Below are 24660 nucleotides of genomic sequence, written 5' to 3' on the forward strand. Positions count from 1 at the left end.
TCTTCCTTCGCATTGGCTCGCTCAAAGATGATAGCCTAACGGTCCGGCGCAACGCCCCACAAGGATGCTGCAAATGAAATCACACTTCGCTCGATCTGGACGATGGGGCGTGCTCAGCGAACGCGCAGTTTGGCAATGCCGTCGCATCGCTCCGTGTGCCAGGCAGTTTGCGTGACTGCGTCGGCCAGCTGCCGGTCGTGGGTGACGAGGAGAACCGCGCCGGGGAAATCCGCGAGCATCCGTTGGAGTGCCTCGATGGATCCCACATCCAGGTGGTTGGTGGGCTCGTCCAGCATGAGGAAGTTCGGCTCTTGCACCAGCTGCTCGGCGAGCAGGAGCTTGCGCAGTTCGCCGGGGCTCATATCGTCGCCATCGAGCAGCCTGTCGGGGTCTGAGTTCAGCTGAGCCACAATGGAAAGGATGCGACCGCGCCGCTTTGGGGAGTGCTCGCGAAGCTGGCCCAGCGCGCGCTCGCGCTCACCAACTCCGACGTCCTGGGGCACGAAGGCCACGCGGACGCTTTCGGGAGCCGATGCAAGCGCCGCGCGCACGACCAGGCTCTTGCCCGTGCCATTCTCGCCCGTCAGCACCACGTGCTCGGTCGGTCCGATCCAAAGCTCCGGCACCTCGATGGCGAACTCGCCCGCGCGCAGGGCCTTCGCTTCCAGGTGGGCCACGAACGGCGCTCGCGTTGCCTCGCCGAATATGCTGATGCGGTGCTCATAGCGCTTTGCGACGAACTGCTCCGCAAGAGCCCCCTCGGCTTGGGCGAGCCGTCGGTCCATGGTTGCCGAGAGCCTTCCCGCAACGCCGTCTTTTCCGGAGACGATGGCCCGCCCGATTTTCTCGCGGCCGTCGCTGTCGCCCTTGGCCAGGTTGCGCTTGCTCCGCCTGCCCCGTTGCCGGGCGGCCTCCTCGCTTCGACGTTGCGCCTCCGCTTTCAGGCGCTTTGCCTCATGTGCGGCCTTTTCGCGCTGGCGAAGGGCGGAGGCCCTCTCGCTTTCCGCTTGGCAACTGGCCTTCGAGTAGCCGCCCGGGCGCATCATCCAGCGGCGATTCTCGCACACCAGGCTCTGGCCGACGAGGCTGTCCAGCAGATCGCGGTCGTGGGATATGAGGATGCCGATGCCACCGAAATTGGAAAGCGCTCCCTTCACAACGTCGCGCGTCACGGCATCTAAGTCGTTGGTCGGCTCGTCCATGACCAGCACGTCGGGGCTCGTAAAGAGAGCGCAGGCGATTTGGAGTCGCTTCCGCTGGCCGCCCGAGAGCGTCTCGTAGCGCCAGAACCACTCGTCTTCCAAGTGCAAAAGCCGCCGGATACGTTGGCCGTCCTGACCCCAATCCGACGCGAGGTCGGCCAGGTTGGGCGGCGCTTGGGTGGAGTCCTGCTGGCAGTAGGCGGAGAACAGCTGCGGGCTCACCGCTCCGGCATCGGGTTGAAGAAGGCGCGCGGCGATGCGAGCGAGGGTGCTCTTGCCGCATCCGTTGTCGCCGATGATGCCCGTCCAGCCAACGGGAAAGGTGGCGCTCGCATCGGTAAGCGCGGGCGCAGTACCGCCGGGATAGGTGTAGCTGATAGAGGTGAGATTCAGTTGCATGGCGAGCTCCTTGGGAAGGAGGCCGCGCCGAGGTGAGGCTCGCGGTATGTCGGTTCTGGGAAGAAGAAGCAAAGGCGATGCGGCACCCTGAAAGCGCGACCGGGAATGCGGAAATGGTCGAAGGGGCGCCCGAATGGGCATCGCTAGTTCTTCATCAAACCTAACCTAACCCGAAGCGGAACTTGCCAAAGGCTCCGCTAAATGACAAGGTGCCACGATTATAGCATTCCGCGACGGGGCGGGCCAGGTTTATGCGGGCACCTTGTGGCAGTCGAGGTTTGCGTGTAGCAACTTTTCTTGTTTTCGTAGAAAATCGAGTTGAAAACTTTATAGCACACACTCGATTCGACGGTAATTGAAACGAACCGGGATCGCCGCTGCCGTATCGATTGCAGTCGAAAGTTCAAATGTGGCGCTTCTCCCCTCGCTGCAGGTGCGGGATGGGGGTCGGGCCACCCCTGCCGTCGGCTTCCGAGCTGCCGACGGCAGGGGCGAAGCCCCGGCACGGGAGCGATGGGCGTTACTCCACAACGAGCTCGCGGACGCTGACGTCCTTGATTCTCCCCGACATTCCGAAGGCCGAAAGAGCGAAGGCGAGGGCGAAGGCCGCGCTGATGGCGAGCGCCTCCCAAACAGGCAGCGCGAGGCTGAACGCGCCGACGCCGAACAGGCCGAACAGCGAGCTGATCAGAGCGCCCCCAGCTGCCATCGTAAGAGCCGACCCCGCCAGGGCACCTACCGCCGACACGCCGAGAAAGCGCAGCGCGAACGAGGCGCGCAATGAGGCCACCGTGAATCCCATGGCGCGATAGATGCCCATATCACGACGCTCGGAAAGGAGCGTTCGCCTGCTTATCAGCATCACGGCAACGCAGGCAAGGGCCATCGCAAATGCGGACATGACATAGCCCATGATCGTCAGCATGTCCCTGCAGAGCAAAAGCATGTTCGTGCTCGACCCGAACAGTCCGGTCAGCTCGGTGTCAACGCTGTCCCCGAACCTGCTTGCAAGCGCCTCTACCACTTCTTCGGCCTTATCGGGATCGGCCAGCTGGTACTGACGCGAAACGTCCGTGGCGTCCGCCCCCAACTCCACCAGCTCCTGAAATCCCTCATGAGTGAGGACGACGCCATTGCCCCCATTGAGCACCGATGACAGCAAACCGCTTACGATGTAGGTTCGCTCCTCGCCGTCGCCCTTCTCCACCTGCAGCTCATCGCCCACCGAAAGCCCCTTGGCGCGGGCAAGGCTCAATCCTACGAGCGCCTCGTTGGCGTGCTTTGGCGCGCGTCCCGAGACGATGGACGCCTCCTCCAGAACGCCCGTGTCGGACAGTCCGATGAAGGTGCAGGCCTCGCCGCTCAAATTGAGAATCGCTGCGCTTTCTTCCCACTCGCGCGTTATGGGAGAGATGCCCTCTATGGTTTCACGCACCTCGTCAAGGCTCACCTCCTGCCCGTCGAAGCGAACCGAGCCGTCGCTCTTCCACACGCCAAAGGCCTTGTACATCGCGTCGTCTCCGGCAACCGCGCCGCCGATTCCGAAGCACAGCGCGACGAAAGCGCACAGCAGCAGGGAGCAAACGCCGATTCCAAGATAGCGTCCCTTCTCGGACACGATCGCCCGCCATGCCAGCGACGCCCTCAGCCGATTGCCCGATATCGCGCTCGCCCCACGTGGCGAGAAGCGGATGTCGCCATCGCCTTGCCGGAGTGCCGCCAAAGGCGTGATGCGCCCTATCTTGCGGGCCATCACGGCAACGCATACCACGAGGGCCGCCAAGAGGGCAGCACAGCAGCAAAGGCCCACCCAAGGAAAGGATGCCTCAACCACGAGGATTCCCGTGATGAGCAAGAACATCGGCCAGAAGAGCGGCTCCAGAAGGCAGCCCGCGACGAAGCCGAGGACGAGGCCAATGAACGCGACGAACGCATACTGCATGACGAGGGCCCTACGGAGCGCATTGCGCGGAAGCCCCACCCCTTTCAGGACGCCCCAGTCGGCATAGCCGCTCTGTATGTTCGAGGACGCCGTGTGCAGGCACAGGATGAGGGCTACCACAAACAGGATGAGCGAGAACACGGCAAGCACCGCGGTGATGACCTGCACCACCAAAAGACTGTAGCCAGCGAGAGTCTGCCGGGAGAAAAGCGTGTGCGCGGATTCGCCCCACGAGGTCTCATCGTCGATCAGCTGCGTCAGATCGTGCCCGTCGATGCCCTGGGAGCGTGCCTCGGGCGTCAGCATCACGTTGATCTCCCTGATGGGGTACGCTTCCTTCTCCATGGCCATGGCGCCGCTGGAGACACCGGCGCCGGATACGCCCGTCTCCTCAACTTCCGCCAACAGCTTCTCGAAAGTGCCGGAAGACAGCAGATAGCGCTTTATCTCCATGAAGGGCGTCCCCATCTGCGGATCTTCGTAGAATCCCGCGACGCGCAGAGAGGTCTCCCGTCCGCCGATATCGAGCACCAGGTAGTCGCCTATCTGTATGTTGTGCAGAGTGCGCTCCGCAATGCGGACGTAGGCCTCGCCGTCCGCCGGCCCTCTCTCATCGTCGCGATACGACGAGAGGTCATCGGCGAAGACGTTGAAGTCGAGGGATGAGCCCCAGGCCTCATAGGCGCTTGCCGACGGCGGTGCGGTTTTCACGACCTCGTTTCCCTGGGCATCTTCGACGCGCGTGGGTGCGGCGAAAGCCTCGGTCACCTTCACCTCGGCAACTTCGGGAAGCGCCTCTATCTCGCGAACGTCCTCATCGGTGAGGTTCGCGATCAGGTCGTTGGCGAAAACATCTCCCGCTTCGGCCTCATCGAGCAAGGCCTCCTCGCGATTGGAGAGGTCGGCGAAGAGGCTGGTGGTCAGCGTCAGTGCGAAGGCGGCAAGGAACAAGAGCAGTGCGAGGCCGACGAACGTCCCTTTGTCCTTCCGCAACCCTGCGAGCACAAGCGTGCGCAACGGTTCCATGGCGCACCCCCTACCAGGATAGCGAGGCAAGCCAGGCGCTCGCCATGGCCTCGCGCTCGCGAACGTAGGCTTCGTCGCCGGAGAGCACCGGGTCCCAAGGCGCCAACTCCAGCTCGCCGCGGATGCCACCGTCCTCGAAGTAGAGCACGCGGTTGCCGCGGACGGCGCTGCGCACGTCGTGGGTCACCATGAGGATGCTGATGCCGTCGCGGTTGAGCTCGCCCAGAAGGTCGAGCACCTCCAGGCTGTTCGCGCGGTTGAGGGCACCGGTAGGCTCGTCGGCGAACACGATCGCCGGCTCGTTCACCACTGCGCGGGCCACGGCGCAGCGCTGCTTCTGGCCGCCGGACGCTTGGCTGGGAAGGTGCGAGGCAACTTGCGCCAGCCCCATGCGCGCAACCAGCTCGTCGGTGGCGCGCTTCGTCTCGGAGGCGCTGCGCCCCCGCTTCAGATAGCCGGGCACGGCGATGTTCTCGTACAGGGTGAGGTTGCTCACGAGGTTCGCCGCCTGAAAGACGAACCCGAAGCGCTGCGCCCTCAGCTCGGAGAGCCGGCCCTGCCCAAGGCGGGCGATGTCCTCGCCTTCGAAGATGACCTCGCCCGAGGTGGGGGCATCCATGCCCGAGAGGCAGTAGAGCAGCGTGGATTTTCCCGAGCCTGAAGGGCCCATAATCGAGGTGAAATCCCCCTGGTAAAGATCGAGGCCGACGCTTCCCAGGACATGGGCCTGCACGCCGTCCGCAACGTAGGTCTTCGACAGTTTTCGCGTCGAGAGTATGGTTTCGCGCATGGTTGGTCCTTTCCCTTGTGCGCCGTCGGCCCCATCATAGAAAGACGGCCATTAAGGAATCATTAAGGCCGCAGGGTTTGCGGCTCAGGGCAAAAGGGGAAGCTCTATGGTGGCCTTGAGCCCCGGGTGGGCATTGACCAGGTGCAGGCGGCCGCCCATGCGTTCTGCCAGATAGGACGAGATGTAGAGCCCCAGCCCCGAACCCGGCTTGTCCGACGCGTTCGCGCCCCGATAGAAGCGCTCGGTGGCAAACGGCATGTCCTCAGGGGGCATGCCCGGCCCGTAATCGCGCACCGCTATCGTGTACAGCCCGTTCTCGGCCGTGGCCTGGATATCGATGGCCGAACCGCGCGCGTACTTGATGGCGTTGCCGATGAGGTTGCCGATGGCCTGGGCGAGCCGCGCCTCGTCGGCTTCCACGCGGGCATCGTCCACGCGCAGGCAGGAAATCTGGGCCAGGCCGGACGAGTCGCTGGCGCAGCGCCTCACGATGGGGGCCGCCTGCACGGACTCGCAGGCCACCGCGATGCGATCCATGTCCGAGAGCGCATGCTGGAACAGGTCCTCCACCAGAGATGAGGCCTCGTCGCATTTTCGGATGATGGCACGCTCGTATTCCGCCCGTTCCTCCTCCGAGTTCACTAGCCCCATGTCCAGGGCCTCCGCATAGGCCCTGAGGGACGCGAGCGGGGTGCGCAGGTCGTGGGAGAGCGAGGCGAGCGCGGCCTTGTGGTCTTTCCTCGCGCGTTCCTCGTCCTTCCGGGCGCGGTCGAGTTCCTTGCGAAGGTGGTCGAATGCCCAGGTGAACTTGCCGAAGGGGTTGGACCTTTCATAGGCGAGCGGCGCATCCAGGTTGCCGGCCGCCACTTCCTCGGCGAAGCCCTCCAGTCGCGTGAAAGGTCGCGCCACCGCGCGGTGCAGGTAGATGACCAAAAACGCGAGGGCCGCAACGGAGACGAGCGCGGTGAGCGCCACGGCGCCGGCCGCCGCGTCGTTGCGGGATTCGGCGGCATCCCGCAACGCATCCTGGGCGCCTGCGAGCGCTTGATCGGCCACCTGCAGGGAGCCGTCGCGGCCGTCGGGCGCAGTTTCTGCGATGTCCTGCCGGGTGTCGTTGAGCTCGACCACTTGGCTTCGCAGTGCATCCTCTCCGCCGTTGGTGACAACCGCGATGCCCGAAGCAGCCGCAATGACGACGGCAAGCGCGGAGGCGAGGGCCGCGCCGGCAAGCCGCTTCGTCAGGCGTTCTCCCTGCTTCGCCATCAGCGATCGCCTTCGGGAAGATCGAAGCGATAGCCCTCGCCGCGAACGGTCTTGAAGTAAACGGGGTGAGCTGGGTCGTCCTCAAGTTTGGCGCGAAGCCAGCTCATGTGGACGGAGACCGTCTGCGGCTCCACCTCGGCAAAGGCGCCCCACACCTTCGCCAAAAGGGCGTCGCGGCTGAGGCTCTGGCCGGCGCTGCCCATGAGGGCCGACGCGAGCTGGAATTCCCGGGGCGACAGGGCAATCAGTTGCCCATTCTTCCGGATGGTCTTGGCCCTGCCGTCAAGCTGAAACGGGCCGGCGGAGAGCACGGCCTCGTCGGCGCCGGTTTTCCGCTCGGGCCGCATCATGAGCGCCTTCGCCTGGGCGAGCATTTCCCGCAGGCTGAACGGCTTGGAGAGGTAGGCGTCGCCCCCTTCCTCCAGGGCGCGGATGCGCGCGTCGGGCTCGATGCGCGCCGAGGCGAACACCACGGGCACCCCGCTGCGCTCGCGCAGGTTGCGGCAGAGGGCGTAGCCGTCGTCGCCCGGCAGGTTCACGTCCACCATCAGGCAATCGAAGACGGCGCTGGTCAGAAGGTCGTACGCCTCCTCGGCACTTCCAGCGATATCGGCCGCAATGCCGTCCGCTTCGAACGCACGACGCATCAGCTGCGCCAGCTCCCGCTCGTCCTCGACAATCAACACCTTTTTCATGATATCGCCCACGTGTCCTCCTGCGGCTCTTTGGGACAATGCGCAGCAGTGGCAGCCTTAATTGCGTTGACCATCGTGCGAAGAGATGCGAGCGTATCTTGCCAACTGACAGACTCAGCGAAGGAATTGGCCGCCTGATACCGGCTCCAGTGCCCCTCCATCATCTCGCTTCCCTCTAGCAGGACGATTATCTCATCGCTCCGATCAAGCGACGCCGTGCTCGCGCGCACTGCCATGGTCGCATCAAGGGCATCCCCCAGGAGCCTGAAATCGATATTGCGGCCCGATTCCATGAGGGCATAGATGTCGTAGAAGTCGCGCATCCGCGTGGTCTGGGTTGCGAGCGAGAGGATGGTCTCCAGCTTTTCAGCGAGCGCCGTCTCGGTGTTGTACGAGCGCAGCGCGACTGATCTGTCCTCGAACAGGAGCTTATACTCGTACTCAATCGCATCCGGAGTGATAGCGTCTCCTGTGGAGATGTCGATTTTGAAAGCCGTCTTCGTCTTCTCGATGGACGCACTCACGCCAATGCGCATGCCGCCGTACTCGGAGTCCTCCATAATCTTCTGTGGCTCCCCGAGCTCGAAGGTGAAGCCGTCTCCGATGTCGATGGAAGCGACCTCGGCAAGGATGCGAGAGACATTATCCAAGCTCATGTCGTGCCCGCGCATCGTGGCGTCGATGTCTCGCGTGGAACGCTCGTCCACGCCGACGAGGGATGCCACGAGCATACCTCCCTTGATGACGAAGTCATCGCGATAATCGGACACGGACAGCCTCTCAAGCAGGCGCTCCATGGCGTAATGCCGAAGCAGCATCTGCGACTTGGCGCCGTCTCCTTTGGCGTGGTTCCTGATGAGGTCTTTGATTCTCCGGGCTCCCGTGATCACAGTGCCACCTCCATTACCTCATAAACGCGGGATTCTATGTTCATCGCGCGCGCATAGTCAGACAGGCGCGCAAGATTCTTATCCCTTGAACGCGCGTAATCGCGGATTGCCTGTCGGAACACTGCCGGGTCGAAAGCGGCGCGCTTGCGGATGAGGTCGCAGATGGTGCGCTCCTTGTCGTAGGCCATCACTTTGGCACCGCTCGGCGTTTCGACCTCCGCGAGCCCCATCTCGTACCACTCCGGCTTCGTGTAGTAGATGCGCACGCCTTGGGCCTTCAGGGGGCCGGCGTTGTAGCCCGAGTCAACCGTGACCGAGACTGGAATCGGCTCGCGGTCGGTCAGGTCATGCAGGTAGAGCGCCGATTCATGGGAGAACGCGGCTTTAGGGAAGCGCTTCTGGAGGAGCGCCATTTCGTCTGGGAATACATCAGGATCAATGTAGACCCCACGCGATGTTCGCTCAAGGCCGTGTCTGCGGACGTAGTCGGAGAACGCCGGGCGCGTAGCCCCTGCCTCTTGCGCCTCGGCAGAGGTTATGATCCCCGCGTTGGCTTCGAGGATAGAATTCAGTGTCTTGTCGTATTTGGTAATCATTTTACAATCACGCTGATATTCTAACGCATATTCAGCGTGATTGTAAACTATAGCCTAGTGGCAAACTGGTAGGCAAGCCCGGTTCTTTTTCGTCCAGAAGATCTTACTGCGCTGATGCTTTCGGCCCGGCCGTCGCAAAATCGCGTTACAAGAGCGGCAGTCAACCGTCGGTTGATTTAACGGCGGGCAAAGTCAATCGGCTCTCGCTTGCTGCGATTTCTTAGTGCGGAGATAATTGAAGGTGTCGAAAGGACAACCGATGAACCGTTCCCTTTTATCCGAGCGCATCCTAGAAGAGCGCATCCGCAACCATCTTACGCAGGAGGAACTTGCCTGCCGACTCGGCGTGTCGAAAGCGGCCGTATCGAAATGGGAATGCGGCCAGAGCTTGCCCGACATCGCCCTTGTACCCCAGATAGCCTCCCTATTCTCTGTAACCTTGGACGACTTGTTCGGGTACGAACCCCTGGCAAGCGAGGAAAAGCGGGAAGAGGTCACGGAGTGGCTGCAAGCGCTGCTTGCGGAGGATCCTGCCCAGGCTGCCACGTATGCCGAGCGACAGTCTGCCCGATACTGGTCCGATCCTGAGCTCCTCAAGGCTGTCGGCCTCGCGCTCTATGTGAAAGCGATAGAGCCGAGCATCTCAGACGAGGCGAATTGCCCCGAACCCACATCGCGCGTGGCCGATCTCGCTGAGAGGATCTTGCGCCGCGTGCTGCAGCTCGATCCAGACGGCCCCTCCACAGACTTCGTCTTGCAAGCGCTCTGCATATTGCTCGCGTCCGAGGGGAGGGAGGGCCAGGCAGACGAACTCATCGAAAAGATGGTTCCCGCCAAGCCGAACATGGCCGCAATCATTCTCGCAGGCATTGCCATAAGAGCAGGGAACCCGAAGAGGGCCGAGATCGCGCTCAAGCGCCAGCTCCTCTTCTCGCTCCTCGAAGTTGCCAGCTGCGCGCAGGCTTTGGCCGGGGTCGAGGGTGTAAGCGCCGAGGAACTCGAAGATATCCTTGTTCTCGCGGCGGCCATTCAAGCGCCGGATGGGTTTGCGGCGCTCTCCCCAACGCTTGTCCCAATCATTCGGATCGCGTTGGCGACGCAGCTCGTGGAATCGGGGGATAGCGACCGCGCGCTGGCCGAGCTGGAACGGTTCGTCGAAGACCTGGAGCGCTGCTGCGAGACGTTTGAGAACCCGCAGAACCCGCCTTTCTTCAAGCCTGTCGACGAGTTTTTGTGGCGGAACGGAGACGAGAAGGCGGATGAGGCGCGAGGAGAGGCTGCGGCATCGCTACGCTCGTCCTTCGTGAGCAGCATCACATCGAACGAGAGCTGGGGCGCGCTTCGCGGCAACCCAAGGTTTGATGCAGTCATGCGCCGCCTGGGGGAGGAGGTCTCCGTATGAGCGCCATCGATTTGGTCTTGAGGTACGTGATCATCTCGGTTGCCTTCCAGCTCGCTTGCGCCTGGGCGCATACCTTCCAGTCGCCCTGGCCCCTGGTCGACGCCTTCGAGCTTGCGCCAACCGCAGAGGATCAGCTGTTCAAGTCGCTGGGCATTCGCTTCGATCCCTCAACGATTGGCGCGTATCAAGTTACGGCGCCTCATTCCGCAGCCTCTTTAATCGCGGCGGCGAACGCCTTTGGGTCGTCAACGCTCACGCCGATGGCGCGCACGTGCTTCGTGCCCAGAAGCGTCCGAACTTCAACGGAGCTCTGCATCACCAACCATGCATCCGGGCGATAGAACGTGCCGTAGTTGAGCCTGTCTGACTCTTCGATATGCCCAATTTCGTTATCCGAAAGTGCGACCATCTCGATATTGGAGGCGGGAATGACGGTCTCCATCTGAATGCCGCATTCCAGGCGAACGGAGCCTTCCCCGACCACGATGGGGCGCAGTATGCGTGCGCGCGCGTCGCCCACGAGCCAAATAGCCGCATAGACGGAAAGCGCCGTAACGACGATAGCGGCCGAAACGCTCCACTGTGACACCAGGAGGTGCACCGCGACGATCTCCACGGGGAATGCGAGCGCGAGTCCGAGCATCATGTTCATGTAGCCGCCGGCGTTATGGTAGCTGAACGCCCGCTCGCCTGACAGTATGTAGGGCTTCTTTCGCCACGAAAGCAGCGCGTAGTACCAAACGCTCAGCTCGGCTGCCGTCATGTGAGCGGCGATGTCTTTGCGGACGAGGTAGAACATCGTCTCCCTGAACCAGGCCATGGGATCAGGGCTCTTCGCCTTGGCGGTTTTGAAAGTGTGGGCGATCTTCAGGCATTCCCGCGCGGCGATGGCGAGCTCCACGGGAATCAACGCGGAGAGCAGGGCCGGCAGGATACCTGCATCTGGCGCCCCGAGTGCGAGCGCGCTCAGCGCATAGCCGATCCAAATAACGGGAATGACCGAGAGCAGCGTGAGCCTTCTTGGCCGAGCCACAAGAAGGTAGAAGCCAAGCGGTATCCCCACCATGAAATCAAGCGGCAGGGCGATGCCTTCGATGTGGCTTGGTATGCGCGGCGCGGAGGCGATGCCATAAACGTAGAGGGTCAGGCACAGCGCGCAGAAGGCAATCAGGCCTATTCGTCGACTTCTGGCTACGCTCATCTTCCTCCCCTTCCGAACAGATTAGACTCCCTTAAGTATAACCATCGCGCAAGGATATGTCCTTTGGAGCGCGATGCCCAGGGTTTCTTCTGCATGCTTTGCAATGTTAAACTATGCTGCCGGTTCGGGCGCGATGCGTGGTCGCGGCCAGCCAATACTCGCACGGGATATGAGAGGACGTGCCTTCTCCTGCCCGGTAACCTGGATGCGAAAGGAGGCGTGGATGAGCCAGCTTGAGAACTTGAACCGAGCCATGGGCTACGTTGAGGAGCACCTGGACGGGACGCTTGACCTGGAGGAGCTCTCCCGCATCGCCGGATGCTCCCAGTACCAGCTCCAGCGGATGTTCCCCTACCTGGCGGGTGTGACGCTTTCGGAGTACGTCAGGCGCCGGGCGATGACGAGCGCCGCATACGACCTTGCGTCAACCGATGCGAAGGTGATAGACGTGGCCCTGAGATACGGGTACGACTCTCCGACGTCGTTCAGCAGGGCGTTTCGAAGCGTGCACGGCGCGTCGCCGAGCGAGGCGCGCCTGCCCGGCACCAAGCTCAAACTCCACCCACGCCTCGCGTTCACACTATCCGTGAAGGGAGAAGAGGCAATGGACTACAAGATCATCGAGCAGCCGTCTTTCCGCGTGGTCGGGATACCGTCCGACAACGGGACATGGGACGTCGAGAGCGCCGGGGCGAAGGCCACCGAGTACTGGGCTAAGATCGGGGCGGACGTCCACAAGGTGCTGGACCTGATGGACGGCAGCGAGCCTGCGGGCCTGCTGGGCGTCCAGTTCTGCGACGACGGCGAGTTCGACTGCTACATGGCCTGCGTGGCCACAGGTCAGCCGTGCCCCGAGGGCATGGGGGAGCGCGTCGTCGAGGCGGCCACCTACGCGGTCTTCGAGTGCGTCGGGCCGATGCCCGATGCCATGAACGAGCTGTGGCATCGCATCCTCGCCGAGTGGCTGCCGGCCTCTGGGTACCAGTGGGCCTCGGGCACCGACGTCGAGAGATACTTCACGCCGGCCATGACCGCGCCGGACAGCAGGAGCGAGGTCTGGCTTCCCGTGGTCAAGGCCTAAGGCCCCTGGCCGCGTTCGCCGACGGCGAGCTGATAGCCAGCAGCAACCATCACGTAAGGAGCGAGGAACCCCATGCCGTTCGACTACAAGAAAGAGTACAAGGACATCTATCAGCCGTCGAAGAAGCCGGCTCTCATAGAGATGCCGCCGATCAACTATGTGGCGGTGCGCGGTAAAGGGGATCCGAACGAAGAAGACGGCGAATACCAGCGTGCCCTCCAGATGCTCTACGGCATCTCCTTCACCATCAAGATGTCACCCAAGTCGGGTTACGACATCGAGGGGTATACGCCCTACGTCGTTCCGCCGCTCGAGGGCTTCTGGACTTTTCCCGAGCCTATCGAGCGATTGGATCCGCAGCGCAAGGCCGAACTCGAGTGGATGAGCTGCATCCGGCTGCCCGAGTTCGTGACGCCCGGCGTGTTCGACTGGGCAGTGCAGGAGGCCACGCGCAAGAAGAAGGCCGACTTCTCGAAGACGGAGATGATCACGGTGGACGAGGGGCTCTGCGTGCAGTGCATGCACACCGGGTCCTACGACGACGAGCCCGCGACGATCGACGCGCTGAAAAGCTATGCCGAGTCGGAGGGCCTGCGGTTCGACCAAAGCGAGAAGCGCCTCCACCACGAGATCTACCTCTCGGATCCGCGACGGGTTGCCCCCGAACGCCTGAAAACGGTTCTCCGCATCCCCGTAAAGCCCGCCTAGGGCAAGCGTGCCGTAAGCCGCATATCTGACCAGAAGAAAAGGCCTGCCGAGCGTAAAACGGCAGGCCTTGCTATGGTTGTGCCGCCGCGGGCGACAGATGCGGTACTGGGTCATTGCTGCGACCCTATTGTGCTGTCGGGTGATCTGTGCCCGTAGCTCCGCATCGAAGCCCCATTCGCCCTCAATCGGCAGTATTGGCATGAACATACACATGAACCGAGTTCGTGTGTATGTTCGTGCTGTGGCCGCAGCAGGTGTCAAGATAGAAAGCGTTTCGAAGGGGCCGAATGGGTTTCCGACAGATTCTGGGTCTATGGCGGCGGCAAGACAACCAAAGGTCGAAGGGCTTGGTGGATGAAGCGGGCTACCATTCAAGAGTATCGCCACCAAATCTTCAAGCGCTTGTGCTAGTATAAGCAACAGCAAACCCGGCCGGCCTCTCAACGATGCACACTGCCGGGTCTTCTTGTATTCTCGCCTAGGAGGGTCCTTGGAGTACGAAAAGCCATGGTTGTCTTACGAGCAGCAAGCAGATCTGCTTATAGATGAGCGTGGCTTGAGCGCCAACCGAGAGAACCTGATTCGACATCTTCAGGAGGTCGGCTATTATCGTCTGAGTGGGTATTGGTATATTTTCAAACGCTCTAACATCTCAGATTCCAAAGGTACTCACGATGAGCGCTTCATCGAGGGAACAACGTTTGATGAAATCTGGAGCCTCTATACATTCGACCGGCAATTGCGTTTATTGACTCTCGACGCTATAGAGCGTATTGAGGTTTATTTTAGGTCTCAGCTTGCATATGAACTCGCGAAAGAAACTGGTCCATTTGGATATCTGGAACCAGAAAATCTGCCACGTTTAGATGAAGAAGAATATAGCGAATTTCTGGAGCGCTGCGAAACCCAGTATCTGCGTTCTAGTGAACCGTTTGTGCGACACTTCAAAGAGAAGTATGGCGATAGTAAAGAGCTGCCCCCGTATTGGATCATGGTTAATCTCATGGAATTCGGGACGATGCTGCGCCTCTATAAAGGTGCGTCGTCGGAAATTCGAAATGAACTCGCAGGCAAGCTCGGTGTAACCACGCGTGTGTTGAAATCCTGGCTTGTTGCATTAAATACCACGCGCAACATATGTGCTCATCATGCACGACTCTGGAATAAAGGTATTGGTACAAGACCGGTTATTCCAACCAAAGCAAAGAATCCCGAGTGGTATGAACCTTTTCAGATTCGCGCCGACAGAACCTGCGGAATTCTCACTATCCTCAGCTACCTGCTCGAAAGAGTGGCTCCTGACACGTCTTGGCGGTCAAAACTATTTAGCCTTCTGGAGACCAGGTCGGCAGACGAGCTCAATCGTATGGGGTTTACTGATGGTTGGAAAGAAAGTCCTCTGTGGAAATCCTGGGTTAAAACCGAAAGCGAATAATCTAGCGGTTAGCGGTCTTTTGTTTGCGCAATCGTCCGTGAGCACTGAATGAGTGCAAGTTCGACGTAACGCTCATGCTTTTAGAAGATGTGTGAGTACAAAACTGACTGGATCCGCATAATACAAGCTCAAGCGCATTATATCGAGACGCAAGGATTTCATGCTTCAGCTTCATAGGTTTGAAGGGGGCGGGCCAACTAAAAAATGCTCCTTCGGAATCAACCGAGGGAGCATTTCTAGAAACTATGGTCCAACTGGCTTGGAGATAACTATGGGCTTCGCTAGTTTGCCAAATTGCACCAAAATGTACCCGGTTCAAACCTCACGTGATGTGCGCGCCTATTCCCACTCGACCGTGCCTACGGGCTTGGGGGTGAGGTCGTAGGCCACGCGGCAGATGCCGGGTACTTCGTGGGTGATGCGGTCGGTCATGCGCTTCAAGAGCGCCCAATCCAGCTCCGGCACCTCGGCGGTCATCACGTCCACGGTGTTGATGGCGCGGATGATGGCCGGCCACTCGTAGGCGCGCACGCCGTCGCGCACGCCGGTGGCGCGTATGTCGGGTACCACGGCGAAGTACTGCCAAGCGCCCACGTTCGCCGCTTCCATCTCCTCGCGCACGATGGCGTCGGCCTCGCGCAGCGCCTCCAGGCGGTCGCGGGTGATGGCGCCCAGGCAGCGCACACCCAGGCCCGGGCCGGGGAAGGGCTGGCGCTCCACCATGTTCTCCGGCAGGCCCAGCTCGCGGCCGACCACGCGCACCTCGTCCTTGAACAGCAGCTTCACGGGCTCCACCAGGTCGAACTGCAAATCGTCGGGCAGGCCGCCCACGTTGTGATGGGCCTTCACGCCGTCCTGGGATTCCAGAATGTCGGGCCAGATGGTGCCCTGGGCGAGGAAATCAACCTCGTCGCCCACCTTGCGGGCCTCTTCCTCGAACACGCGGATGAACTCGCCGCCGATGATCTTGCGCTTGGTTTCCGGCTCGTCTACGCCGGCCAGCAAATCCAGGAAGCGGTCGGTGGCGTCCACGTACACCAGATTCGCGTCCATCTGGTTCTGGAACACGTCGATGACCTGCTCGGACTCGCCCTTGCGCATAAGGCCGTGGTTCACGTGCACGCACACGAGGTTCTTCCCGATGGCCTTGATCAGCAGCGCCGCCACCACGCTGGAGTCCACGCCGCCGGACAGGGCCAGCAGCACCTTCTTGTCGCCGACCTGCTCTCGAATGGCGGCCACCTGCTCGTCGATGAAAGCCTGGGCCAGCTCGGGCGTGCTGATGCGCTCCATGTCGTCGGGGCGAACGTTCTGATCCATAGGGACCTCCTCGCAAATTCGGGCCGTGATTCTCTCTGGGACGATTATAGCGAAGGCCAGGTCTGGGTGCGCTCTTCCTGGGGGAACTTCTCGAGGTTTCAGGCGAGCGCCCTCAGTAACTCAGCCCGAAGGCCCACAGGGGGATGACGTTGCCGTGGCCGTATTCGATGTCGTCCTTTACGATGAACCCCTGCGCCGCATCGCGAATCTGCTTCGCACCCTTGCTTTTGCCGCCTACCTCGAAGGTGGCGCCGTCGATTTGAAAGTCAGAGATCGGTGAGCTGAAGACCTTCTGGTTGACACGCATCTGATTGAAGAAGAACGTCTCGCGAACCGTGCCGACATCCGGGGCTCCGTCGCTTAAGTTGTGAAGGATGTTCGTGTTGTCCAGGTAGACTTTCTCGACCTTGCCCAGGGCATTAATGCTCGACGAGGGCTCACGCAGCTGGGCTGTCATGCCTGCTTTCTCGATGAACAAAAGGTAGTCCTCCAGGTTGTTGCGGCTGGCTCCAATCTGCGAGGCTAGTTTTGCCATGCTGGGTTTGAAGGGGGCAAGCGTGCTGGCAAGGGCCATGAGCTTGCGCAGCTTGCGACCTGTCGAGGCGTTCATGTTCGCGAACTGGGGAATGTCCACTTCGAGCGTGCGGTTGATGACCTGAGCGAGCTCGATGGAGAAGTCGGGGTCTTGCCCGAAGGGGTAATAGCCGCTGATGAGGTATTCCCGAAAGTAGGGGAGGGGGTGGGTTACCCCGGGAATGGAGGCCCGGTGCTCGATGATGTCCTCCAGGGAGAAGGCCGGCGTCTCTATTCCGTGGCGCATGGCGAGGAACTCGCGGAAGGAAAGGCCCTGCAGGTGGTACTTCGGTGCCCGACGACTCAGATCCGCCTCGCCGCGCTCGATGTCGAGGATCGACGAGCCCGTGAAGTACACGTGCATATCGGGGAACGAGTCGTAGATGGCCTTCAGCTCGCGGGACCATCCCTCATATTTATGAATCTCATCGAGATAGAGGAATGCGCCGCCGCTTTTGCTGAAAGCCTCTGCCGTATCAAAGAGCGTGTGGTCCGAGAAGTACAAGTTGTCGGCCGAGGCGAAGAGTGCCCGGTCGGTCTGGTTGGCATGCTTGATATGCTGCAAGAAGAGTGTGGTTTTGCCGACGCCTCGCGGTCCGACGAGGCCGAGCATGCGATTGTCCCAGTTGATGCGGTCGTAGATGTACCGGTGAAATTCGCTCGTCGTGTTCTCGAGCAGGCGGTACATGGTTTCGTAGAGGCGTTCCATGGCTGATCCTTCAATGAATGCACTTATTGAGTGCAGAAATTGTACCATAAGTGCACTCATTGAATGCTATATCTAGGAAAAACCTGCACTTATTGAGTGCATGTTTGGAACAGCTGGGCTGGGGCGTGGGGTGATGCCAGGTTGTGGATGGGCGGCCTAAAGGCCGCCCCTGCGGGTGAGCAGTGCATGGTGGTGACAGGCTGGGGAAGGGGGCGGGTTGCTGCAAGCGAGCCGTCGGCACGGGGGCAGTCGGTTGGCTGTTCGGCTCCCCTAGGCATCCAACGCGCGTACCGACTTCGGCAGGTACAGCACGAGCCCCAGCGCCAGGCAGGCGAGGCCGTCGACGAGGAAGAACGGCGCAATGCCGATCTGCTCGGCCAGCACGCCGCCGATGGCCACGCCTACCGGTGTGGCAAGACCCATGGCCGCCGTGAGCAGGCCCATGGCGCGGCCCATCTTCTCGTCGGGCACGTGGCGCTGAGTGAGCGTGAGCAACGGCCCGTTGAACCAGGCGCAAGCCACGGCCATGGTGCCCATCATCAGCACGAACACGGGGAAGCCGTCGGGCGGCAAAAGCCCGCAGACCGCGGTGCACACGCCCACGATGACTGCGGCCACAGCGATGAGCCCTGCCAGGCGCCGGCCGCCGCCCCAGGCCATGAGGATCCCTGACCCTACGAGCATACCCACGCCGAAGGCGGCTTCACCGATGGAGGCGTCGTAGCCGTTGCCGCCGAAGTGGTTGTAGGTCATCAAGGGACACATGGCCGACAGCGGGCCGAAGATCATCATGCCCACAGTCACGCCGCCGATGAGCAGCAGAAGCCCGCGGGTCTTCGCAACGGCGCGCCAGCCGTCGCGCAGGTTTGCCAGCACGTGCTGACGCTCGGCCGACGGGTCTATGACGGTGGGCACCTTCGCCAGCAGAAGCCCCGCCACGGCGATGCAGGCGCCGGCGAAATCGAGGAACATCACCGATGAGAAACCGAGGGTGGTGTACAGGAAGATGCCGAAGGCCGGCGCCCCGATGGAGGCGACGGCGGCCAGTAGCTGATCCAAGGTGTTGATGCGCAGCAGGTGCTTGTCGGGCACGAGCATGGGCATGGCGGCCATCATGGCCGGCGTGTGGAAGGCCTGGCCTACCGCGCGGGCCACGCACACGGCTAGAAGCAGCGGGATAGACACGTCTCCGGCCAGGATGAGCAGACCCGCTGTGAGCGAGATTACGCCCACGGCCCCGTCGGCGGCGATCATGATGAGCTTGCGGTTGTGCTTGTCGGCCACGATGCCGCCGAAGGGCGAGAGCAGGCCGATGGGCAGCATGGCAGCGATGTTCATGAAGGCTAGCACGAGCGCGCTGCCGGTGGATTCGGTCACGTACCACACCACCGCGTAGCCGGCGGCGAAGCTGGTGATCATGGAGGCGGCCTGCCCGGCCCAGATAAATGCGATAATGGCCAGCCAGTTCTTAGCCAAGGGGAGGCCGGCCGCACTCAGGGGCACGGTGGCGCTAGGGGCGGCGGCCTCGGCTGCGGCAACGTCGCGGGTGGTGTCGTGTCTGGGAGCGGCGGGAGCGCTGGAAGCGGTCGGGGTGCCGTCGCCGGCGTTCGCGGAGGGGTCGTCAGCGATCTCGGGGGAATGCGGGGAACGTTCGGTCATGGAAATCTCCTTGCGGGATAGGGCTGAGTGCGGCGAAATGATCCGAGTAGTACTCAGCATGGGGTTGCGGAAGGGGTTGCGCCACCTACTTCAGGTGGCGAAGGCATCGCAACGAGAAGTTGCGGAAGGCGAAGCGGCGGCTGGGCATCATGCTTAGAGACCCCGGCCACTGCGTCCCGTGGATGGGGTTGCGATGCTGCCGCTGTGTCACCACGGCTTCGCTGCCGAGCTATTAGATTACGAACCTTCCGGCCATCAAAACACCCACCTCGATAGATTCCAAAGTCCGCCCAGTGTACGGGAGTGTTTGCCGTCTGTCAAACCGTTTACGGCCATGGCTCACGCCGCAACGTGGGGGCGACGGTGGCCCGGTGAATGGCGCCACGTTCTCTTTTAAGGGAACTATGGCAGACGGTAGTGCTATCATACAAGGACATCCCGTGCCGCAATCGCTGCAATTTCGACGGAGGCACGAAGGCCGAGGACGAGGGAGTTCGCATGGTTTCTTTCCACCACATCTTCCATCATGGGAAAGAACGTGACGACGCTGAGAGGCGCTTGGAGATCGCCGAGGCCCATCAGGCCGCAGAGGCCGCCGAGGCCAAGGCCGATGTGGCCACGGCCGAAGCCCAGGTATCCCAGGAATTCCTCGATCGTTTTCCCGGCGGCATGTTCCGCTATCCCGCCGAGGGGAACGACACCCTCGACTGCGCCAATGCCGGCCTGCTGCACCTGTTCGGCTGCGAAGACGTTGCGGCCTTCGAGGCGCTGACGGGCAACACGTTCTCGGGGCTCGTTTATGAGGAGGATCGCGATCGCGTGCAGCGCGAGATTGTGGAGCAGACCTCGGCAAGCAACGAAGACCACGTGCGCTACCGCATCCGCCGCGCCGATGGGACCCTGCGCTGGGTTGAGGACTGGGGCCAGCTTGTGGAAGACGCTGAAGGACGGCGCTGGTTCTACGTGACGGTGATGGACATTACCGACCAGGTGAACGACGAGGAGCAGCTGTGCCGGGCCAACGAGCGGCTCGAGATCATCACGGCCCTTTCCAACGACGTGCTCTTCGACATCGAGTGCGCCACGGGGGAGGCCCATGTCTACGGCGATTTTGAGGGCCGCTTCGGCCGCACTCCCGAGCAGGGCGATTTCGTCGTGCATCGTCGGTGCCAGAAGCCCTGCCAGCTGGCCATCACGGCCCACGATCTCTCGCCGCTCATGGAGCAGATCGGCGAGAACTCCCTCGTAGATTTCGAGACCTCGACGCCCGGCCCCCATGATGAGCCGGTGTGGTACCGCTATCAATCCGTGGTGCTCTACAACGAGGACGGCAGTCCCCAGCGCCATGTGGGGCGGCTGCTTGACACCAACGAGGCAGCGCTGCGCGAGAGCCAGTTCCGCCGCAAGGCCGAGCGCGACGGACTCACGGGGCTCTACAATCGCGCGGCGGCCCTCGATCGCATCGAGACGGCCCTGGCCAACGAGAACCGCCCCTGCACCCTCATCGTGGTGGATGTGGACGATTTCAAGGAAGTGAACGACACCTACGGCCACCTCGAGGGCGATGCCGTGCTGAAGGAGCTGGCCCAGTTCCTGAGCCAGGTGATGCGCAAAGAGGACATCGTGGCCCGCATCGGAGGCGACGAGTTCCTCATCTTTGCGCCCGGCCTGGCCTCGGGCCCGGCTACCGATCGGGTGCTGGAGCACTTGGCCCGCGGTCCCTTTGCGGCCCAGCGGGCCACCGACGAGCCGGTGCGGGCTGCCCGGGCCTCCCAGTGCCACGCAGCGCCTACCATCAGCATCGGGGCCGCCTGCTGCCTCACGCCGCCCATGCCCTTCGAAGCGCTCTTTGCCGTGGCCGACAGCACGCTCTACCAGGCCAAGGAGGCGGGGAAGGCTCGCTACCGCCTCACGGTCGTCGGCTAGCTCCCCCTAGCCCGCCTTCTGCAGCAGCAGGGGGCCGTCGCAGCGCTCAAGGGGGCGCTCGTCAGAGGTGGCCAGAAGATGTGCCAACGCCTCCACCGATCGGGGGAAATGGCAGCGATCCAGATCGCACTGATCGAAGAAGCGGTGCTCGACCATCGACTGCAAAAATGCGTGGAGCGGGTCGTAGAACCCGTCGATGTTCAGCAGGAAGCACTCGTGGGGTCCCATATCCAGGCGCACGCGGGTGAAGATCTCTGCGATTTCCTCCAAGGTGCCCACGCCGCCGGGTAGCGCCACGAATGCGTCGCCCAGCTCGATCATCTTCGCTTTGCGCTCGCCCATGGTGTCGCACACGATAAGCTCGGTCAGGTCGTGCTGGGCCACGCCGGCCTCGATGAAGAATGCTGGCTCCACGCCGATAACGGGTGCACCGCCTTCGATGGCGGCCTGGGACACGGTGCCCATGAGGCCCACGGAGCTGCCCCCGTAGACCAGGGTGTGCCCGGCGCGGGCGATGAGGGCGCCCAGGTCGCGGGCGGCTTCTTCAAAATGCGGGTTGTCGCCGAAGTTGGAACCGCAGTATACGGTAATGTTCATGGAACTCTCCTCCTCGGTGTGTTTGGGCTGGTCGGAGAATCCAGAAGCATAGCACCGTTGGCCGATCGGGGCAAACGGGCTGTTGTAAGGCGCGGGTGCGAGGGGTTGTCCGGGGCGGACGGCCGCTGCATCGTTTCAGTGCCGGCGAGCGAATCTGGTTCGCTTCGTTTGGAGGTAAGCGGCGGTGCCCCTTACGGCTTCCGATCACTTCGCTTACTTTGCCGTCACCTTTGCTGCGCGTCCGCGGCGGTCGCGCTATGCTGGCATCCTCGCCAAGGGAGAGACGGGATGAGAAAGGGAGGACCATGGGCGCCGTCAAGCATTTTCTGGGAAACTACAGCGAGAACTTTGCCGCAGCTCTAATTCTGTGGCCTCTGGCTTCGCTTGCGCTTACCCTGCCCATTCTGGCCTACCTGTACCATCGGGATGGTCGGCTGCGTTTCGGTTCGGTTGCGGGCACCTATCTTACCGTGCTCTACGTTGTCGGCATCGGCTGCTTCACGCTGTACCCGTTGCCCTCGGGTGATGCGGGCCCGGGCATAACCTGGGGCGTGGCGCCTAACTTCAATCCGCTGAACTTTGCGAACGACATCGCCAAGGATGGCTTGCGGGCCGTGTTCCAGCTTGTCTTCAACGTCGTGTTCTTCATGCCCCTGGGGTTCATCGGCGGCCGTCTGCTGCGGTTGCGCTTCGCCACGACGGTGCTGCTCGGCCTGGCCGCATCGGTGCTCGTGGAAACGGCCCAGTTGACGGGGCTCTTTGGCCTGTACCCCTATGCTTACCGCTGCTGCGATGTGGATGACGTTCTCACGAACACCCTCGGCGCGGCCCTCGGCTGGCTGTGCGCGGCGCTGCTCGGACGGGTGGTGCCGCCGGGGAAGCTCGCCGAGGCCGAGCCGACCGATCGGCCGGGGTTTGTGCGCCGCTGTGTGGCGCTCTGGCTCGATCTGGTTATCGTGTGGCTTGCGGCCGTGGTGCCTTACGGCGTGGTGGCGCTGGGGCTGGAGGCGGCTGGCGCATCGGTCCTGCAGCTGCCTGGGCTCACAGCGGCTCAAACGGTAGACGCGGTCATGGGCGCCTGCACCGTAGTGGCCTTCGTGCTCGTAGAGCTCATCATCCCCTGGACCCACGACGGCTCCACCCCGGGCGGCGCCTTCGTGCGCATGACCTTCGAGACGCACCCGCGCACTATGGGCTACCGTGCGCTGTTCTACCTCGTGCGCACGGCCACCCTGGTCGCAACCCTTTTCGTGTGGCCGTGGCTCGTGCTCCCGCTGCTTCTGTTCTATCTGGTGAAGCGAGAGATGCCCTACGACCTCATCCCCTGAGGCGGCCGTTTGGGCAAAAGCGACCGTTTCCCGCAGTGCAGCCTGCGCGATGAGGGGAATCGCGAAGGGCGCACCTGGGAACAGAGCGCGCTGGAGCCGGGCGGGCTTCGGGCAATCTACGAGAAGCGGTTGTTTTTGGCCAATTCTCGCGAGGGAGGCTGTTTTGTGCAGTCGCTCAGCAGCTTGCGGGGCGTTTTGGCCCCTCGCGGAGGTGAAACGGGGTGGTAACGGAAGCCGTGCCATAATAGGCGAGGTCGGCTCGCGGAGCGGCCGCGCCGGCAGCCACGCAGCGCGCGTAGCGGGGCGCGCGACGCACGGGGCGGGCGGACCTGCCTGTTCGCCGCGATGATGCGAGGTTTGCCAATGAGCGATACCAAGACCGTGCCCACCATGGGCGCCGACGATGCCCCCGACGCCGTCTACGATGCCCGCACCTTGGGTGCGCCGAAGATGACCATCTTCGGCATCCAGCACATGTTCGCCATGTTCGGCGCCACTATTCTGGTGCCCACCCTCACAGGGCTTTCCGTGTCGGCGACCCTTCTGTTTGCCGGCTTGGGCACGCTGCTGTTCCATTTCCTGGCCAAGGGGAAGGTACCGGCGTTTCTCGGCTCCTCCTTCGCGTTCATCGCCGGCTACGCGGCCATCGCGCCGAACGGCGAGGCGGCGCTTTTGCCCTACGCGTGCCTCGGCGTGGCCTGCGCGGGCCTTCTGTACCTCATCGTCTCGGCGCTGTTCAAGGTGTTCGGGCCCCAGCGCATCATGCGGTTCTTCCCACCCGTGGTCACCGGTCCTATCGTCATCTGCATCGGGCTTATTCTGGCCCCCTCGGCCATCGCGAACTGCGAAACGAACTGGCCCGTGGCCCTCGTAGCCATTGCCATCATCGTCATCAGCAACATCTGGGGCCGCGGCATGATCCGCATCATCCCCATTCTGCTCGGCGTGATCGGCTCCTACGTGGCAGCCGCCTTCGCCGGCGTCGTGGACTTTGCGCCCGTGGCCGATGCCGCCTGGATCGGCCTGCCGGTGCTGTGGGACAACACGGTGTTCGCCCTGTTTGGCCCCAATTTCGATGCGGGCCTGGCCATTACCGCCATCATCACCATCATGCCCCTGGCCTTCGCCACCATCATCGAGCACATCGGCGACATGTCGGCCATCAGCTCCACCTGCAACCGCAACTTCATCGCCGAGCCGGGCCTGCACCGCACGCTGCTCGGCGACGGCCTGGCTACTATTGCGGCGTCGCTGTTCGGCGCTCCGGCCAATACCACCTACGGCGAGAACACCGGCGTGCTGGCCCTGACCCGCGTGTTCGACCCGCGGGTGGTGCGCATCGCCGCCTGCTTCGCCATCCTGTTCTCGTTCTGCCCGAAGTTCGCGGCGGTCATCTCCTGCATGCCGGCCTGCGTGATCGGCGGCGTGTCCCTCGTGCTCTACGGCATGATCTCGGCAGTGGGCATCCGCAACCTGGTGGAGAATCACGTGGACTTCATGATGAGCCGCAACGTGCTTATCACGGCGCTCATTTTAGTGCTGTCCCTCGGCATTGCCTCCAGTGCCGCCGGGGCCATCGTTTTCGAGGTGGGCGGCGTGACCGTGGCCCTGTCGGGCCTGGCCGTGGGCTCCGTGGTGGGCATTCTGCTGAACATCATCCTGCCGGGGAAGGAAGAGGGTTGGGACGGCGGTCTGGCTGCCGAGGCCGAGGCCGAGGCCGACGATGTGCCCCTGCCTCTGGAAGCCGAGGTCACGAACCTGCCTATTGCGGACTAACGCGGCGAATTCCAATCGACTGAGCGCGTGCGGGCCATTCTCGCGCGCGCTTACTTGTTTCGGGCGGCGCTTTATCTGGCGGATGATGGGGAGCGCCCCGCGATTTTATCGCAGTGCTCTGGGGGCTCCCGGGCTCGATCTG

Annotated in this window: 19 protein-coding genes; 7 read left to right on the plus strand and 12 right to left on the minus strand. The window is 62.4% G+C overall.

All coding sequences use genetic code 11. The features are described from left to right. Positions 1-113: 113 nt before the first annotated feature. The 7 genes from AAK988_RS09005 to AAK988_RS09035 all read right to left on the minus strand — a co-directional run bounded on the left by AAK988_RS09005 (position 114) and on the right by AAK988_RS09035 (position 8803). On the minus strand, positions 114-1601 hold the full coding sequence (locus AAK988_RS09005; RefSeq protein WP_369880638.1) for an ATP-binding cassette domain-containing protein: 1488 nt from the start codon (positions 1599-1601) through the stop codon (positions 114-116). Positions 1602-2121: 520 nt separating this feature from the next. After that, positions 2122-4569, minus strand: a complete 2448-nt coding sequence (locus tag AAK988_RS09010) for an FtsX-like permease family protein (protein WP_369880639.1) — start codon at positions 4567-4569, stop codon at positions 2122-2124. A 10-nt stretch (positions 4570-4579) separates the two neighbouring features. Next, on the minus strand, positions 4580-5359 hold the full coding sequence (locus AAK988_RS09015) for an ABC transporter ATP-binding protein (RefSeq protein ID WP_028026026.1): 780 nt from the start codon (positions 5357-5359) through the stop codon (positions 4580-4582). 84 nt (positions 5360-5443) lie between these two features. After that, complete coding sequence (locus tag AAK988_RS09020) at positions 5444-6622, minus strand: HAMP domain-containing sensor histidine kinase (protein WP_369873604.1); 1179 nt, start codon at positions 6620-6622, stop codon at positions 5444-5446. Beyond that, positions 6622-7329, minus strand: coding sequence for a response regulator transcription factor (locus AAK988_RS09025; RefSeq protein ID WP_369873605.1), 708 nt, complete (start codon positions 7327-7329; stop codon positions 6622-6624). Before AAK988_RS09025 ends, AAK988_RS09020 begins: the two co-directional genes overlap by 1 nt. Further along, positions 7314-8207 carry a nucleotidyl transferase AbiEii/AbiGii toxin family protein gene (locus AAK988_RS09030; protein WP_369873606.1) on the minus strand — a complete coding sequence of 298 codons (894 nt, stop codon included), beginning with the start codon at positions 8205-8207 and terminating at the stop codon, positions 7314-7316. The genes AAK988_RS09025 and AAK988_RS09030 overlap by 16 nt, the downstream gene beginning before the upstream one ends. After that, positions 8204-8803, minus strand: coding sequence for a type IV toxin-antitoxin system AbiEi family antitoxin domain-containing protein (locus tag AAK988_RS09035; RefSeq protein ID WP_262998425.1), 600 nt, complete (start codon positions 8801-8803; stop codon positions 8204-8206). Before AAK988_RS09035 ends, AAK988_RS09030 begins: the two co-directional genes overlap by 4 nt. A gap of 259 nt (positions 8804-9062) precedes the next feature. Here AAK988_RS09035 and AAK988_RS09040 point away from each other — a divergent pair, with 259 nt between their 5' ends. Beyond that, a complete protein-coding gene (locus tag AAK988_RS09040; protein ID WP_257482710.1) occupies positions 9063-10205 on the plus strand; it encodes a helix-turn-helix transcriptional regulator in 1143 nt (380 codons plus the stop codon). Positions 10206-10404: 199 nt separating this feature from the next. Here AAK988_RS09040 and AAK988_RS09045 read toward each other — a convergent pair whose 3' ends face one another. Beyond that, positions 10405-11406, minus strand: coding sequence for a hypothetical protein (locus tag AAK988_RS09045; RefSeq protein WP_369873607.1), 1002 nt, complete (start codon positions 11404-11406; stop codon positions 10405-10407). A gap of 169 nt (positions 11407-11575) precedes the next feature. On the opposite strand from AAK988_RS09045, the gene AAK988_RS09050 reads away from it, so the two are divergent. From AAK988_RS09050 to AAK988_RS09060, 3 genes are all read left to right on the plus strand, one after another. Continuing rightward, on the plus strand, positions 11576-12487 hold the full coding sequence (locus AAK988_RS09050; RefSeq protein ID WP_369880640.1) for an AraC family transcriptional regulator: 912 nt from the start codon (positions 11576-11578) through the stop codon (positions 12485-12487). Between the two features lie 72 nt (positions 12488-12559). Further along, the gene (locus tag AAK988_RS09055; protein WP_369880641.1) at positions 12560-13195 is read left to right on the plus strand and encodes a GyrI-like domain-containing protein; all 636 of its coding nucleotides are present in this window, start codon (positions 12560-12562) and stop codon (positions 13193-13195) included. A gap of 490 nt (positions 13196-13685) precedes the next feature. Continuing rightward, entirely contained in the window at positions 13686-14630 is a 945-nt protein-coding gene (locus AAK988_RS09060; RefSeq protein WP_369873609.1) for an Abi family protein, read from the plus strand. A gap of 339 nt (positions 14631-14969) precedes the next feature. On the opposite strand, the gene guaA is transcribed toward AAK988_RS09060, so the two are convergent. The 3 genes from guaA to AAK988_RS09075 form a co-directional block, all read right to left on the minus strand. Further along, positions 14970-15950, minus strand: coding sequence for a glutamine-hydrolyzing GMP synthase (gene guaA / locus AAK988_RS09065; RefSeq protein ID WP_369873610.1), 981 nt, complete (start codon positions 15948-15950; stop codon positions 14970-14972). A gap of 112 nt (positions 15951-16062) precedes the next feature. Further along, positions 16063-17232 (minus strand): ATP-binding protein, encoded by a 1170-nt coding sequence (locus AAK988_RS09070; protein WP_369880642.1) that lies wholly within the window; start codon positions 17230-17232, stop codon positions 16063-16065. Between the two features lie 270 nt (positions 17233-17502). Further along, on the minus strand, positions 17503-18891 hold the full coding sequence (locus AAK988_RS09075) for an MFS transporter (protein WP_369880643.1): 1389 nt from the start codon (positions 18889-18891) through the stop codon (positions 17503-17505). A gap of 498 nt (positions 18892-19389) precedes the next feature. On the opposite strand from AAK988_RS09075, the gene AAK988_RS09080 reads away from it, so the two are divergent. Beyond that, positions 19390-20817 (plus strand): GGDEF domain-containing protein, encoded by a 1428-nt coding sequence (locus AAK988_RS09080; protein ID WP_369873613.1) that lies wholly within the window; start codon positions 19390-19392, stop codon positions 20815-20817. A gap of 6 nt (positions 20818-20823) precedes the next feature. Here AAK988_RS09080 and AAK988_RS09085 read toward each other — a convergent pair whose 3' ends face one another. Further along, a complete protein-coding gene (locus tag AAK988_RS09085) occupies positions 20824-21414 on the minus strand; it encodes an LOG family protein (RefSeq protein ID WP_170272707.1) in 591 nt (196 codons plus the stop codon). Between the two features lie 305 nt (positions 21415-21719). On the opposite strand from AAK988_RS09085, the gene AAK988_RS09090 reads away from it, so the two are divergent. Further along, positions 21720-22742, plus strand: a complete 1023-nt coding sequence (locus tag AAK988_RS09090; RefSeq protein WP_369880644.1) for a VanZ family protein — start codon at positions 21720-21722, stop codon at positions 22740-22742. Positions 22743-23105: 363 nt separating this feature from the next. Beyond that, positions 23106-24518: a uracil-xanthine permease family protein gene (locus AAK988_RS09095; RefSeq protein ID WP_369880645.1), complete on the plus strand. Its 1413-nt coding sequence runs from the start codon at positions 23106-23108 to the stop codon at positions 24516-24518. Positions 24519-24660 lie beyond the last annotated feature (142 nt).

Origin of the sequence: Adlercreutzia muris (assembly GCF_041223505.1) — a bacterium.
GTDB lineage: Bacteria > Actinomycetota > Coriobacteriia > Coriobacteriales > Eggerthellaceae > Adlercreutzia > Adlercreutzia muris.